The 13,414-nt window shown below is 34.2% G+C and carries 14 protein-coding genes; 9 read left to right on the top strand and 5 right to left on the bottom strand.

Annotated features, from left to right (window positions below; translation table 11 throughout):
* Together ACGLXV_RS15140 and ACGLXV_RS15135 are read left to right on the top strand one after the other, a co-directional pair.
* A partial coding sequence (locus tag ACGLXV_RS15140) for a tRNA dihydrouridine synthase (protein ID WP_391559305.1) occupies positions 1 to 817 on the top strand: 817 nt, incomplete at its 5' end.
* A 196-nt stretch (positions 818 to 1,013) separates the two neighbouring features.
* Complete coding sequence (locus ACGLXV_RS15135; RefSeq protein ID WP_391559304.1) at positions 1,014 to 3,077, top strand: sigma-70 family RNA polymerase sigma factor; 2,064 nt, start codon at positions 1,014 to 1,016, stop codon at positions 3,075 to 3,077.
* A gap of 254 nt (positions 3,078 to 3,331) precedes the next feature.
* Here the strand turns inward: ACGLXV_RS15135 and ACGLXV_RS15130 are convergent, their stop codons facing one another.
* Positions 3,332 to 3,562 carry a hypothetical protein gene (locus tag ACGLXV_RS15130; protein ID WP_119706489.1) on the bottom strand — a complete coding sequence of 77 codons (231 nt, stop codon included), beginning with the start codon at positions 3,560 to 3,562 and terminating at the stop codon, positions 3,332 to 3,334.
* A gap of 790 nt (positions 3,563 to 4,352) precedes the next feature.
* A complete protein-coding gene (locus tag ACGLXV_RS15125) occupies positions 4,353 to 5,228 on the bottom strand; it encodes a DMT family transporter (protein WP_391559302.1) in 876 nt (291 codons plus the stop codon).
* A gap of 953 nt (positions 5,229 to 6,181) precedes the next feature.
* On the opposite strand from ACGLXV_RS15125, the gene ACGLXV_RS15120 reads away from it, so the two are divergent.
* From ACGLXV_RS15120 to ACGLXV_RS15105, 4 genes are all read left to right on the top strand, one after another.
* Positions 6,182 to 6,580: a GyrI-like domain-containing protein gene (locus ACGLXV_RS15120; protein ID WP_391559300.1), complete on the top strand. Its 399-nt coding sequence runs from the start codon at positions 6,182 to 6,184 to the stop codon at positions 6,578 to 6,580.
* A gap of 178 nt (positions 6,581 to 6,758) precedes the next feature.
* The gene (locus tag ACGLXV_RS15115; RefSeq protein WP_391559299.1) at positions 6,759 to 7,274 is read left to right on the top strand and encodes an HXXEE domain-containing protein; all 516 of its coding nucleotides are present in this window, start codon (positions 6,759 to 6,761) and stop codon (positions 7,272 to 7,274) included.
* Between the two features lie 134 nt (positions 7,275 to 7,408).
* The gene (locus tag ACGLXV_RS15110) at positions 7,409 to 7,627 is read left to right on the top strand and encodes a hypothetical protein (protein ID WP_391559298.1); all 219 of its coding nucleotides are present in this window, start codon (positions 7,409 to 7,411) and stop codon (positions 7,625 to 7,627) included.
* 94 nt (positions 7,628 to 7,721) lie between these two features.
* On the top strand, positions 7,722 to 8,105 hold the full coding sequence (locus tag ACGLXV_RS15105; protein WP_391559297.1) for a hypothetical protein: 384 nt from the start codon (positions 7,722 to 7,724) through the stop codon (positions 8,103 to 8,105).
* Between the two features lie 92 nt (positions 8,106 to 8,197).
* Here the strand turns inward: ACGLXV_RS15105 and ACGLXV_RS15100 are convergent, their stop codons facing one another.
* Together ACGLXV_RS15100 and ACGLXV_RS15095 are read right to left on the bottom strand one after the other, a co-directional pair.
* Positions 8,198 to 8,389, bottom strand: a complete 192-nt coding sequence (locus ACGLXV_RS15100; RefSeq protein WP_391559296.1) for a hypothetical protein — start codon at positions 8,387 to 8,389, stop codon at positions 8,198 to 8,200.
* Positions 8,390 to 8,597: 208 nt separating this feature from the next.
* The gene (locus ACGLXV_RS15095; protein ID WP_391559295.1) at positions 8,598 to 8,969 is read right to left on the bottom strand and encodes a DUF5367 family protein; all 372 of its coding nucleotides are present in this window, start codon (positions 8,967 to 8,969) and stop codon (positions 8,598 to 8,600) included.
* 668 nt (positions 8,970 to 9,637) lie between these two features.
* Between ACGLXV_RS15095 and ACGLXV_RS15090 the strand changes: the two genes are divergently transcribed.
* Positions 9,638 to 9,808, top strand: a complete 171-nt coding sequence (locus ACGLXV_RS15090) for a hypothetical protein (protein WP_391559293.1) — start codon at positions 9,638 to 9,640, stop codon at positions 9,806 to 9,808.
* Positions 9,809 to 10,002: 194 nt separating this feature from the next.
* On the opposite strand, the gene ACGLXV_RS15085 is transcribed toward ACGLXV_RS15090, so the two are convergent.
* Entirely contained in the window at positions 10,003 to 10,479 is a 477-nt protein-coding gene (locus ACGLXV_RS15085; RefSeq protein ID WP_391559291.1) for a small multi-drug export protein, read from the bottom strand.
* Positions 10,480 to 10,798: 319 nt separating this feature from the next.
* Between ACGLXV_RS15085 and ACGLXV_RS15080 the strand changes: the two genes are divergently transcribed.
* Together ACGLXV_RS15080 and ACGLXV_RS15075 are read left to right on the top strand one after the other, a co-directional pair.
* On the top strand, positions 10,799 to 11,785 hold the full coding sequence (locus ACGLXV_RS15080; RefSeq protein ID WP_391559290.1) for a hypothetical protein: 987 nt from the start codon (positions 10,799 to 10,801) through the stop codon (positions 11,783 to 11,785).
* Positions 11,786 to 11,877: 92 nt separating this feature from the next.
* Positions 11,878 to 13,041, top strand: coding sequence for a hypothetical protein (locus ACGLXV_RS15075; protein ID WP_391559288.1), 1,164 nt, complete (start codon positions 11,878 to 11,880; stop codon positions 13,039 to 13,041).
* Positions 13,042 to 13,414: the final 373 nt, after the last annotated feature.

The following is a 13,414-nucleotide window of genomic DNA, read 5'->3' as shown; positions in this document are numbered from 1 at the left end:
CTATTGTCATCCAGAGGGCATGAAAAGTGTGCGTGGCCGTTTGACTTTTACAGAAGATGAACAGCCAATGGTGGCACATATTTGGGGGGATAATCCCGAATATTTCCGTCAAATGAGTATTGGCATGGCGGAGCTAGGATTTAAAGGCATCGATATTAATATGGGCTGCCCTGTACCGAATGTGGCATCGAGAGGGAAGGGGAGTGGCCTTATTCTGCGGCCAGATGTTGCGGCAGAACTTATTCAAGCAGCAAAAGCGGGCGGACTGCCTGTCAGTGTAAAAACACGACTTGGCGATAAGAAGGTTGAAGAGTGGGAGGAGTGGCTTACGCATATTTTCAAACAGGATATTGCGAACCTTTCTATCCATTTACGTACAAGAAAGGAAATGAGCCAAGTAGATGCGCATTGGGAGCTCATTCCGGAAATAAAAAAATTACGTGACCGTATCGCACCCAATACGCTACTAACCATCAACGGAGACATTCCTGACCGTAAAGTTGGGCTGCAGCTTGCTGAACAATATGGTATTGATGGCGTTATGATCGGGCGAGGTATTTTTAAAAATCCTTTTGCTTTTGAAAAGGAGCCCAAAGAGCATAGCAGTAAAGAATACCTTGATCTATTAAGACTGCAGCTTGATCTTCAAGATCAATATGCGGAAGTAGTGCCACGCTCCATCACAGGGCTTCATCGCTTTTTCAAAATTTATGTCAAAGGATTCCGTGGAGCGGGTGAATTAAGAAATCAATTGATGAACACGAAATCAACAGATGAAGTGCGTGCATTGCTTGATAAATTTGAAAAAGAAAGTTGATGCCGTTAAGGCTTTTAAATCGTATAAAAAAATTCAATCAAACGTTTGATTGAATTTTTTTTATTTCACCTTTCAATAAATCCGTGCCAATGGTTCCTCATGACGTTCCGGAAAATAATTTTTCGAATAGATAAATAGACTATAAAGAATTAAAATAAGAATATAGCATTCCAAAAAATGTTAAAGGGGGGACAATATGATCCCGACAAAAATAGATTCCACTTCTATCACTATGATAAGCGAAAAAAGCATCGAATCCGTCGTCAATTGGTTCGAGCAGCATAAGCAATCATTCTATACTCTAGGTCGGTTTTATCTTAATAATCAGCACCAAATAGAAGAGCTATTTTACCGGTCTATTTTAAACGTTCACAAGGAATTGCCTCGATTTAAACATGACACATCATTCGATAGGTGGGTTACATCCCTTTTTATACAAAACTGCCGAGAGCTTTCCCAGGATAATGGCATACATGCTGGAGAGGAAAGTGATTCACGCCCGGAATTACTTAAAGCACTTGACCAACTAAAAGACGATGAAAAAGAAGCAATGGTCCTTAGGTATGTAAAAGGACTGTCTCAGCAGGAAGCGGCACAAATTCTCCAAATTTCAGTGGATCAGATAAAAGGTAATCTGTTTTCCGGAATCCGATCTCTTAGAGAACAAACGGAGAGTGGAGAATCCTTTAACGGCTGTACAGAGTACCATAAGGATTATATTGATTATTTAGAAAGAACGATGGAGCGGCCGAAGAGGGTCGATTTTGAAGTACATATTTATCATTGCGAAAAATGCCAGGAGGATCTGGCTACCTTTCAGGATGTCAGGCTATCTCTACTCAATCATACGGATAGGATGGAAGCTTTTCATGTGCCCTCAGGTTTCATGGAGAATGTCAGAGAGAGACTCGCAGATAAGGAGAATCGTAGACGTCAAAAGAACAAAAAACGTAAAAAAGTGGGGCTCGTTTTCGCAAGCATTTTTACAGTACTGATGGGTATTGGCTTTTTTACCGGTTTATTTTCCAACCTCTACTATACATGGACAGAAGATGATGAGGAGCTGCGTACCTTTCTACAACAGGATCTGGGTCAAAGGGTAAACCTGGAAGCGGAAAGTGACGGGGTGATCGTTAAGATTAAGGGCGTGATTGCTGATGATATTCAGACGCTTGTTTTTTATGAAATAGAAGATACAAATGAAGATAATCAACATTTTATGAATTATGATGATGGGGTTATTGTAGAGAACATGTATAAAATCATGAACCATGATACCTATCCGAAATACTCTCCTCCTGATCTTGAATCGGATGTAAATAAGAGAGAAAAGAACATTTATCAGGGCAAGATTAGTCTGCTGCCGCTTAAGACGGATAATGAGACCATCCATTTGAAGATCAATAAGCTTCTGAAGATCAATCGTGATTCCTATGTGGAGAGTCAATATTGGGGCTACGGGAACAATCAATATCAAACAGGGGAATGGAACTTCGAGATCCCTGTAACCAAACAACCTTCCGTGGAATACGCATTAGGTGGACAAACTGAAATCGAAGGGATCCCGGTTCGGTTTGAAAAGTTAATCGTTGCACCAACAACAACCTCTTTACAATATAGTATTAATAGAGAACAGACGGAGAAACGGTTAGAGTTCCTTAATTTTAACGACCTAGAAGTCAACGGTAAGATCGTAAAAGTGGATATGTTTGGTGGAATTCCGATGAATTCACAGCAAGACATGAATTGGTATACTTTCCAAGTGCAATTTGACGCTCTTATAGGAGAAAAACCAAAAGAGCTTAGCGTTCGTCTTCAATCTGCTTATTTAACATTTGAAGACGATAAAAGCATTGAACTTGATGTGACTCAGGAATATCCTCAAACCTTTGAATATGCAGGGAGTACGATCAGCATCGATAAAATAGAAGTGGGAATCCCTACAACGATTGTTATAAGCAATTATGAAGTTGAGAATCGGGCATATGAATCGCTTCAAATCAATATTGTTGGGGAAGATGAAAGTATGGCTATGTCAATGAGCATGGAGACAGAAGGAGTCCTTGTTGACAAGAATGGGGTAACATACGACATAAATACGACCCCTTTCTCCTATGAAGAAATTGAGCAACCCCGTCATTTTGAAACCGTCCAAATCATTAGGTTAGACGACACCAACATGATCCCTAAAAGACTTGATATTTATGGATATAATACAACGAAATATTTGAATGATATTGTGAAGATATCGTTGGAATAACATGCACTAAAACGGAAGAAAGCATGCGAAACCCCTATGTACGGGGATGTAAATAGAGGTGAAAGAATGTCATTATGTTCTTCATCTTATAACTTTGTTAACTAATGCACCTAAAGAAACGGGGGCTTTTGTTTACGAAGAAAAGGCCAAATATAAAAGGGTATTGGACATTTAATAAGTCTATATACCCTTTAATCCCCATATTTTATTGGACTAGTTTTTAACCGATTCTTTTAGAAACTATTCTCACAAACTTACAATGCGAATTTTCTTAAGTAGCCTTCCCCAATTCCCGATAAATAGTTGATTAGTAGATGTTTATCGTTTCTAAAAGGCAAGATGTTAAGTACATTAATGAAAATTTCCTCATTCTCCTTTTCTATACTTTCTATCAATCTTTCAATTGAGAACGTACGACCTGTTATGGGGGAGATCAAGATGGTTTCCTTATAAATACCACGGTTTTCTAAATATCTTTTCAGCATATAATCACGCTCCGAATATAATAATAATTGTTATTATTTCCAGATTGATAGATTTTATACATACGAGAATAGAAAAAGTCATGCTAGTGATGACTCTACTATGGCATGCTAATTATTGTTGATTTTTGACAAAAACGAAAAAAAATCATCCGAAAGTTCATAACCGGATAAACTTTTTTTCAGTTCTTCATGCGAAAAACCGTCTATGGAAGTCCGAATCCAGAGGTGATTTGGACAGGGCACGAAGGGATTAGCCTTTGGTAGTCCGAATCCAGAGGTGATTTGGACAGGGCAGGAAGGAATTAGCCTTTGATAGTCTAAATCCAGAGGTGATTTGGACAGGACAAGAAAGAAATGGCCTTTGGTAGTCTAAATTCAGAGGTGATTTGGACAGGGCAGGAAGGAATTAGCCTATTATAGTCCAAATCCAGGGGTGATTCGGACAGGGCTTGAGGGAATTAGCCTTTGGTAGTCCAAATCCAGAGGTGATTTGGACAGGGCAGGAAGGAATTAGCCTTTGATAGTCTGAATCCAGAGGTGATTTGGACAGGCATAGAAAGAAATTGCCTTTGGTAGTCCGAATGCCAATTTAACTTAAAAACTTGAATATTCCTTTGTTTAATAGAAAAATAGTGTGAGTCAAATTCTCACGCTATTTTATGTGTCATTTTATACTTATGCACTCTAAAACGGAACCCTTTAGGTAGATTGAAGAGTGCTTTTTAGATAAATGCCAAGAATGCTGTTCATAAACAAAACCCCTTCAGTAAAATGAAGGGGTTTATTCATACTATTTTTTCTCGAGGATAACGAATAAAACACCCGTGAGAATTAGGATAGAGCCGATCCAAAAGGTTACACCTATCGTTTCTCCAAGTATAAGCCATCCAAGTAAGGTACCAACCAATGGCTGAAAGAAGAAAAATATCCCCCCGCTTGAGGCGTTAAGCATTTGTAATCCGCGATTCCAAAGTAGGAATCCACATGCTGTTGAAACAATCCCCAAATACAAGAGTCCTCCCCAAATGGTCGGGTCAGTCAATTGGGATATATTAATTTCATCTAATCGTGGCAGAACAAAAGGAGTGAGCACGATTAAAGCGACCAAAATGGAATAGGTTGTTACCACAATTTGTGAATAATCACTCGGCAATCGCTTTACGAGTACAGACATGAGCGCCCACGTTAAAGCTGCAATAAATAGGGCAATACCTCCAAGTGTACTGGACATATTAACATCGCCGATTCCAACAATAAGAAGTACTCCAATTGTCGCTAAAAGAACGGATATTCCCTTTTTTAATGTCATTTGTTCTTTAAGAATTAAGCGAGCAAACACAACCATAAATGCTGGTGTTGAAGAAGTTATAATCGCTCCCATTTGTGCTGTGGAGAGCATTGTACCCGTTTCCTGAGCAACGATTGAAATAGCATTACCAATGATCCCTATGGCTATGATTATTAAGAAATAGCGTTTTTCAATTCGCCATTTTTGTCTAGTGATCAAGCCAATAATGAGAAGCGCAACAATAGCTACTAAATATCGCATCCATACAAGTTCAAGTGGAGGTATAACCGATACTACCACTTTAACAACAACGTACATTCCGCCCCAAATACTTGAAGCAAGTATCAAATATAAAGAACCTAATAAGGTATTTTTCATTTTTTGTACCCTCCGTCTTTTGATTAGGTCGAGAATGCCCCTAACGGAGAGATATAGGAGATGTAGTCACCTTCACTCCATTAAGAGCAGAAGTGTGCGACTGGTACATCATTTTCAAATAATGGAGTCCAATACATGTTGATTCACCTCTATTCGAAATTTTCTACAATTATCTTTTAAAAAAATTATAACAAAGAATAGGTAACTCGTGTGTTATATGTTTATTAGATGAACGGAGATTGGATTGTTAAAATATGTACTTGATCGAACGAGGTCCAGATTTAAAGATTAAGATATTTGCGGCAGAGAAGTTCGATAATAGGTTAGTAACTTAATAAAAACCTTGTATAAATCCTTTAAAAGGTTTAAGATAATGTAAATATATATAAATATTTCCAAACTTAACCAAAAGGTTATATGCTAAATAGAATTAGTTGATAGGTAAATCACTCAATGTAACCTTCTAGGGAGATATTAGTTCTCAACCTCCTTAATTGTTATTTACTGATTAATTGTACGGGTGGAAAAAGGATATTTATCCTTATCTGCCTAGAGGGTTATTAGAATCTTATATATCTGGACTGTTTAAAAAAATAAAAAAATAAAAAAATAGAGAAAAAGGTACTTTTGGGAGATTATTTACATGTATTTCTATTCTAGGATTTATCGTGCCATATGTGTTAAATGTATTTATATTAATGGGGGCACTGGAGTCTAAAGTTATTACAAGTAATAGTACCAGGTTCTACTGTTTTTTATTTATAACAGTACTTCTAATAGCAAAATTTAAGATAATCCCCAAAAATAATTATTAATATCAGGCTGCTAATATGCAGCCTTTTTCTTATTCGACTAAAGCAGGTTTGTTGAATAACAATTTCCAATAAAAAGGAATTCTCATTCCCTTTCTAGAATCTATCTTTAAATCCAATTTAGTTTGAAAGGGGAAACATATGAAATTAAAAGTTATAAAGAGTGTGCGAACTAATAACTTTAATGATGACTTGTTGCTCCATAAGATTACAAAATTGTGGGAGCGGGCATCAAATGATCTGGCTAACCAAGTGGTCACTATATACGGAGTGTATCATAATTACGAGAGTGACTATAAAGGGGATTATTCTTTAAGTATCGCCATTGAAGATAATAACAGTGAACCTTTACTGGAATTACCGAATCATACAAAATATGAAATCTTCAAAGTAGATAAAGGTGAAGAACTGGGGGTTATTAACACCTGGAGAAAAATATGGGAACGTGAAGACGCTGGTATATTGGCTAGGGCATACTCCTATGATTTTGAAAAATATTACCCCGAAGGTGAAATTGAGATTTACATAGCATTAAAATAGCTTAAATTTATTCTATAATTGGAGCATTCCTTTAAGAGGGGGTGTTTTTTACTATTTGACAAAAGGGGGGATATTGGTACCCTATTTAGCTAAAGAGGTAGTTTAGTGGAATAAAAAGTAAATTTAAAAAGGTTTCTTTATGAAACCGAATAATAAACTTATATAGATAGGATAAAACATGGACAAAGTTAAAGAATACGATGTATCAAAGATTAAAAAGCTATTATTACTTTTTCCACCCCTATATTTAATTCATGATATTGAAGAAATTATAACAGTTGAGAAATTTCTTGAAGAAAATTCAAGCATTATACCTTATGGTGTCACCACTTTGGAGTTTTTATTTGCTTTCACTCTACTGTGGATTGTAGCTTCAATAGGCTGTTATAAAGCATTTTTGGATAAAAAGTTTATTGGCATGAAACCAACTACTTACCTTACATTTTTAGTACCAGGCATTCTTTTAGCAAATGGTATCGGCCATTTCTTACAATTTATTTTCTTCAAAGACTATGTTCCTGGTGTAATTACATCAATCTTTATTTTGTATCCTTATTCTTTTTTTACAGCTAAATTTCTTATTGGAGAAAGAGTAATCACTAAAAAAAGACTTCTTAGCTATTTGCTAATAGGATTTGTATTACAAGTACCACTTGCACTAATTGCACTTTATATTTCAAAACTCATAATATAATTGTTATTGAGCAAAAGAGGCAGAATTGTTTAAGTGTATGGCGAAAATGATAGAGGATATATATTGTACTTTATTATTGAGCTAGGTTATTAAACAGCATTCCCTATTAATTACTTTTAAGGAGGCGCTATTTAGTGACAGAATGTCCTTTTTGCGATGGCCAAGGTATTGTGTGTAAAGCGCGTATAGTAAAATTAAATCTCACCATTTATATATGTGATGAATGTGATACGATTTGGCTAGATAGAAAAGATATAAAAGAAACAAACTGTAATAGGTTTGAAGATTTCATGGAGCAAAATGGTTTATTGCCTTTATGGATTGAACTAACAAATATTCAAAGAGAATGCTAAAGTAATATAGCCTATCTAAGGTAGTTTTATTCAAAAAGGAGCTGTAAATTATAATTCATTTATTGTAGTTACTATCCTAGAAAAGGAGATCATAATGAATATTATTACTAGAGAAGAAATCGAAAATTTGTTTAAAACCTTACAGCCTAAATTAGATTTATCAAATATTATCACTGTGGATGATGAAGAATTATCAAAGATATTACATTATTTTTTGTTCCTAAAGCAGTTTATTCAAGATATAGTGGCCAATTCTCAAATTACTCACGAAAAGGTTCTATACAGCCAGTACTATTGGTTTATTTATTTTAAAATTCATTATTTCACTAAGTTTGGTTATGATTGCGGGATTGACCAACAGGGATTTCTACTTATTGAAAATTTTACGTATGAACTTGAGGGAGAAGTGGATTGGGAATTAATTGGAAAAATCGAAAATCAATTGAAAATAGATTATAGGGGCCAAAGTAAAAGATAGGTATCGCAACGGCGATCTTATTGTAGAAAAGGTGCGGGTTTGTTTAATAAGGATATCGAATGTTATGTGATTATTAATCAATAAAAAATGACCTACCTTTTAGGCAAGTCTAGTGCTTGGTATGCTAACTGATACTTTCCACCTTCGGCCACTTCCGCATGGTACAAAGCCTTTAGGGCAAAGTTTTTCTCAAGATCATTTTCCGCCATCAATTTTTTTAGTCGGCTTTGCAAATCTTTATTTTCTTTGACCAACTGCTTCATTTGCGATTTCATATATTTCATGTGATTTAACTCCTTTAAAAATACGATATATCCCATTAATATACCATTCATTAATCTCATTTAAAAATAGACCTGGTTTCCAAGCAGAGATATGATTTATTCATACTGTGAATTTTCTTTTTCAATTAAAGATGCAGGTTTATGGAATAAGAAATGAATGAACTCTAGACGTAAATTGCGAAGTGAAAAAGCCATTGTTTATCTAGCATTAGTCGGATTTAATTTTTATTGAAAAACCTGAAATTAATATCAAACTATAAGCCCACAGTAGCCAAGAAGCGAGAAAAGGTAATGAATCAATATGTAAGTTTGAAAACACTTTTTTAAAATAAATAATACTAAATATATCTAAAATCATTCCTGGGAGAGCAATTTGGACTGCTGATATCAGACGTTTCGATTTAGGTATCTTCCTTAAATAATAGTAAGGGTATGTAGCTAGTGAAATTAAAGGTATGGCCATAATAAAGGTAATAAGCAATAGTACCACATTCCCAGGGATTAGAAACAATTGCCCAAAGAAACGGAAAAGAATTGTCGCTGAAATCCATAATAAAAAGCCCCAGACTACATTTATCATAAAATTCACCTCTAAATAGATATAAGGGAAATTATTCGATATATCTTATTTAACTCCTGCTTATCATTGGTAAATTTTATGTAAATACTAGCTGCTGATTATCGTTTTTATGCGTAGTACGAAAATAATGTGCAGCAGAGAAGATAGTGGTTAATGAACAAACGAGGTTTATTAAATAAAAATGTAAATTGAAGTATGTTTGCATAGATCAAAAGAATGGTATAATTTGGATATGTGAGATAGCTCAGTTGGAGGACTTTAAGCGCATGTTTAATTTACAAATAACTAAAAAGTTTAAACCAGAGTTTATAACTATAACCTTGCTCATATTAGTTAGTTTAATTTTATTTTTAGGAATAGTTTCGGGTTTAACTTCTCTGAAAGAGGAAATATCATTTTCATTAACTATTGTATTACTTGCTTTTCTTACTAAAGATATTAAAAACGATTCATTTCGCAGGAAACCAACAGATCATTCACTAAAGTACATAATTTTGGTCTTTTTATTCTGTTTCTTAGGACTATATTGATACTAAAGGATAAACATCCTTATTTATTAATCGGGAATTCAGCTAATGGAAATACGAGAATGTGGAAAGGTTTATGTGATTTAGATGGGATGATTTTGTACTAAATTGCTGAAATAAAAATATCTTTTGGAGTGAAAAATGAAAAAAGTAACAATCTTGTTGTTGGTTGGCTTGTTCATATTTATGTTAGGTGTATATTTATCTACTTTTTTAACAACACATTCGGTTATAATCGGCACTTCACTCGCAATACTTGGAGGAATGTTAATGGGCGGTAGCTCATACTTCTTGCCTAAGCCTAAAAAATAATCTTATTCAACAAATGCGGGCATTCTTTAAATTAGGGATGCTTTTGCTTATTTAACAATAGGGCAGTATAGTTGAATAAGGTTTCCTATGAAAATAAGAAGATTTAAACCTTCCTGATATGGTTTGTTTATTTAGATTCCCACTGCCCGTTTAGTAAAAGGAAATTCACCCCAAAAAACGAGTTATTATAAATATTAAATGAAGTTCAAAAGACTAAAACCATACACTGATCCCACAGCAAATATAATTGTCCACACGGCTAAACTAATAGTCATCCATCCTACCACTCGGATTTTAGAACTCCCAAATGTAAGTGCTATTATTGCTGCAATATCAGTACCAACAAAAATTGGTGCTAATAAGGCTAATCCTGGGATTCCATACTTCTCCCAAATTTCGCGAGAGCGTTTTTCTTTTTTTGTTGAATTCTTTATGCCCTTCTTTTCCTTTCTATTTTTCCTCCATTTGTCAATTTGTTTGAAAAATACACCAAGTAAAAGAATCAACAAAAAATTGCCACAAAATGCTACTATGCTAACCCCTAAGGGCGGTAGTCCCCAAACAATTCCGAGTGGTACTATTATTGAAACATCCATCCACGGAGCTACTGCAAACAAAAATAAAACTATATACTGGAGATATACATTTGCGTCCTGAGCCCACTCGACCACAGCAAAACCCTCCTGTTTTACGTCTTAAGTAAACAAAACATAATATGTTCTATTATAAGAAAATTAGAGAAGAGGCTACCATCGATTCATATTACATTAAACCATTCAATCTTACATTTTTGTCACATTAACTAATAAAAACGAGTTTTGAATTTGAGAAGAAATGTAATTAAAGAAAATATGCTTTTCCTTAAAGGGTTTGCTGCTAAAATATAACCTTGTTCTTATTCGACTAACGAGGCATTTAGTGAAATAAAGGAAAAAAGTTAATGTGATTCGAATAATGTAGGATAATTAAAATGAGGTGTGAGTATTAAATATGATAAATGATTTATGTGAAGCCTGTAAAAGAAACGAGATTAACGTTGTAGAAAAGTCGGATGATCCTAATCAGCCTTATAAATTATGCAATCAATGTCACGAACGGCTATTAAAATACTCATTACGACCTATTGAATGGTACAATCTAGCAGTTGTTCACTCTCCCAAAAAATTTTTATTGCACGATGATTTATATGAAGAAGACGGAGAGGCTTGCCAACCAGAAGAAGATGTATTTGTAACTAAAAAAGATAAAGCACCAACATTACGAGCCGTTCGAAATGATTTGGAGTCTTTATTAGATTTTTCAATAACTAGATGGTTTCTTGAGGATGATGTAATTAATGCCCTTAAAAAGCACGATACCCAAAAGACCTTGAGTTCTGTAAAATCTAGGTTTTATGAAACCGAAAATTACGAAGTAAAATCACGAATGTTGGAAATCGTAGCTGATGTTTTAGGTACTTCTGCTTCGGGATGGGTAAGGGAACTTTGGGAGAATTATGACGAAGAATTTCTTTACCCAATTTCTTGGGCAACAGCCAGTAGTTTGCCAGCCGAAGAGGGATTAAATAATATATTTGAGAATTTAAAATTGGTAAGTGAAAAAGAGTTGCCAATAGCGGCTTTTACCTGCCTATACCGTTTCCGTTCAAGCAATATACTTGATTGGATTGAGTCAACTTGCACGATTTTTAACGATAATTGGGGAAGGCTGGCAGCCCTATGCTTTCCAACCTGGGAAAGAATGAAATCTTGGCTAAACAAAGGAAGACCTTTAAGTTTAATAGCACTGGATACAATGGCGAACTGTGTTAAAGGTTATGGTGACATTTATGTTGAGCAATTTTCTCCTAAGATACTCGGAACGGAATTAAGTGAGGTTGACCAAGTATTAAATGAATATTTTCAAATAGATGGTGTTCCTCGTGTCAAAATGAAACTTTCTAGAATAATGGAGAACGAAAAAGAAATATTTGAATAAAACCGTTAAACAAGGTAATTTGTGAAAAAGTGTACTAACGGACAGTTTAGTAGAATAAGAAGGGCGATCGAAGAAATTAGGGAGAGAAAGTAATGGATGAATTAGAATTATACTATGAGTATATAGAAAAAATAGCAAAAATAAAAAAATGGGATTTACTCGATTTAGCTTCCTTTTTCAAAAAAGAATTACAAACTAATAATCAATTGATAGATTCATTTATACCGACTAGACAGGCCTTAATAAATGAAAAGGATAGAAATGGTGTTTTTTTCTACTTACAAAACGTTATTCTTGAAGGTGATGATTCTATAAAATTAGTTGTTTCCTCGATAATTCAAGATGTACTTTCAATCAGTAAAGAATTCCATGCTAATCGATCATTTGAAAAGTATCATTCAGAACAAACAGTTTTTAAAAAATTTCCTGAGTTATTTGATGAATTACGTAAAAAGCCAAATGGAAGTAAGGACTTAGAATTAATCAAATTAAGAGCAATTAATTATAATCCCATTCCTAATCTTCCGAAATATAGAACTTGTAAATATAAAGAGCATTATCTGTTTATAAATGAATATTTAGATAGTAGAATACCAAGATATTTTATTGATAAATACGGTAATGAGAATTTATACATCCGTATAGAACCTTATATGATAAGTAAGGTTGCACCACCAATGATATTAGAAGAAGAATTTTTAAGACCACCAAATCCAAAGTGGATAGAGAGGTTAAAAATATACCCTGGAAAAAGTGAGGGGTGTGAAATTTTCTTACCAGATTTAGGTATTGGAGATTTTGGAAATGATGAAAAGAAAAAGATGCAATATTATGAGTACAGTATTAAGGGGATTCGAAGATTAGAAACGAATGCTACTATGAAAAATGAACGGAATCAGAAACACTTTAGTATGTCACTAGAAGAACTGTCAGAGGAGAGTTTATCTGAAGGAATATTAGTCGGAAGAATGATTCATTTAGATGCTATAGATTCATATGATATACCATTCAATGAAATACGATTGAATCATTTAGATTTAGCAATAAATATTTATAAAAATGATAAGATAAGCGAAAGAATGGGAAGTAGCTTGGCTTCTGGAGGCGTTATAACAGACGCATCTGTTAGAACTCATTTAATAAGAGCAGACAACATCATGTTTTCTGATTTATTAGAACTAGCACAACTATTTTTTAAATCTGAAACTATGGTAGAAGAATGGATTGAAAAACAATTTGAATATATAAAATCGTAAAATGATAGACACTTTGAAATGGGATGGTGATGATTTCGAGAATAAAGAAAAAATGCTTAGTATTTTGCGATATGCGGAAATAGACCTTGAAAAGACAACAACTTTTACAAGAAAGTCTTATCAGTACTATGAAGATATAGCTATTAGAGTTAGAATACCGATGTTGAAAGAAGCAAAAAAATTAATCGAATCATTTAGAAATTTAGTATCTTTTATATATAGAGAGACTGAAGATTACTGATATTACATCTGAATCTATCAAACTATATCTTGGAGAAGTTGCAACTCAATTAAAAGCGTCAAGTCTCTGCCATAGAATTCGTTTTATAAAATCGTTGTTTAAATGGGCTCAAGAAGAGAAGTATGTTTCGGT

It is taken from the genome of Robertmurraya sp. (assembly GCF_036676585.1).
In the GTDB taxonomy this organism is placed as follows: Bacteria; Bacillota; Bacilli; order Bacillales; family Cytobacillaceae; genus Robertmurraya_A.
The sequence above is the reverse complement of the archived record's forward strand: the minus strand, read 5'-3'. Positions and strand labels throughout refer to the sequence as shown.

Bases quoted from the DNA above. Each gene is read 5' to 3' on its own strand.
- ACGLXV_RS15135 (WP_391559304.1), top strand. From the start codon at position 1,014: ATGATCCCGACAAAAATAGATTCCACTTCTATCACTATGATAAGCGAA.
- ACGLXV_RS15130 (WP_119706489.1), bottom strand. From the start codon at position 3,562: ATGCTGAAAAGATATTTAGAAAACCGTGGTATTTATAAGGAAACCATC.
- ACGLXV_RS15125 (WP_391559302.1), bottom strand. From the start codon at position 5,228: ATGAAAAATACCTTATTAGGTTCTTTATATTTGATACTTGCTTCAAGT.
- ACGLXV_RS15120 (WP_391559300.1), top strand. From the start codon at position 6,182: ATGAAATTAAAAGTTATAAAGAGTGTGCGAACTAATAACTTTAATGAT.
- ACGLXV_RS15115 (WP_391559299.1), top strand. From the start codon at position 6,759: ATGGACAAAGTTAAAGAATACGATGTATCAAAGATTAAAAAGCTATTA.
- ACGLXV_RS15105 (WP_391559297.1), top strand. From the start codon at position 7,722: ATGAATATTATTACTAGAGAAGAAATCGAAAATTTGTTTAAAACCTTA.
- ACGLXV_RS15100 (WP_391559296.1), bottom strand. From the start codon at position 8,389: ATGAAATATATGAAATCGCAAATGAAGCAGTTGGTCAAAGAAAATAAA.
- ACGLXV_RS15095 (WP_391559295.1), bottom strand. From the start codon at position 8,969: ATGATAAATGTAGTCTGGGGCTTTTTATTATGGATTTCAGCGACAATT.
- ACGLXV_RS15090 (WP_391559293.1), top strand. From the start codon at position 9,638: ATGAAAAAAGTAACAATCTTGTTGTTGGTTGGCTTGTTCATATTTATG.
- ACGLXV_RS15080 (WP_391559290.1), top strand. From the start codon at position 10,799: ATGATAAATGATTTATGTGAAGCCTGTAAAAGAAACGAGATTAACGTT.
- ACGLXV_RS15075 (WP_391559288.1), top strand. From the start codon at position 11,878: ATGGATGAATTAGAATTATACTATGAGTATATAGAAAAAATAGCAAAA.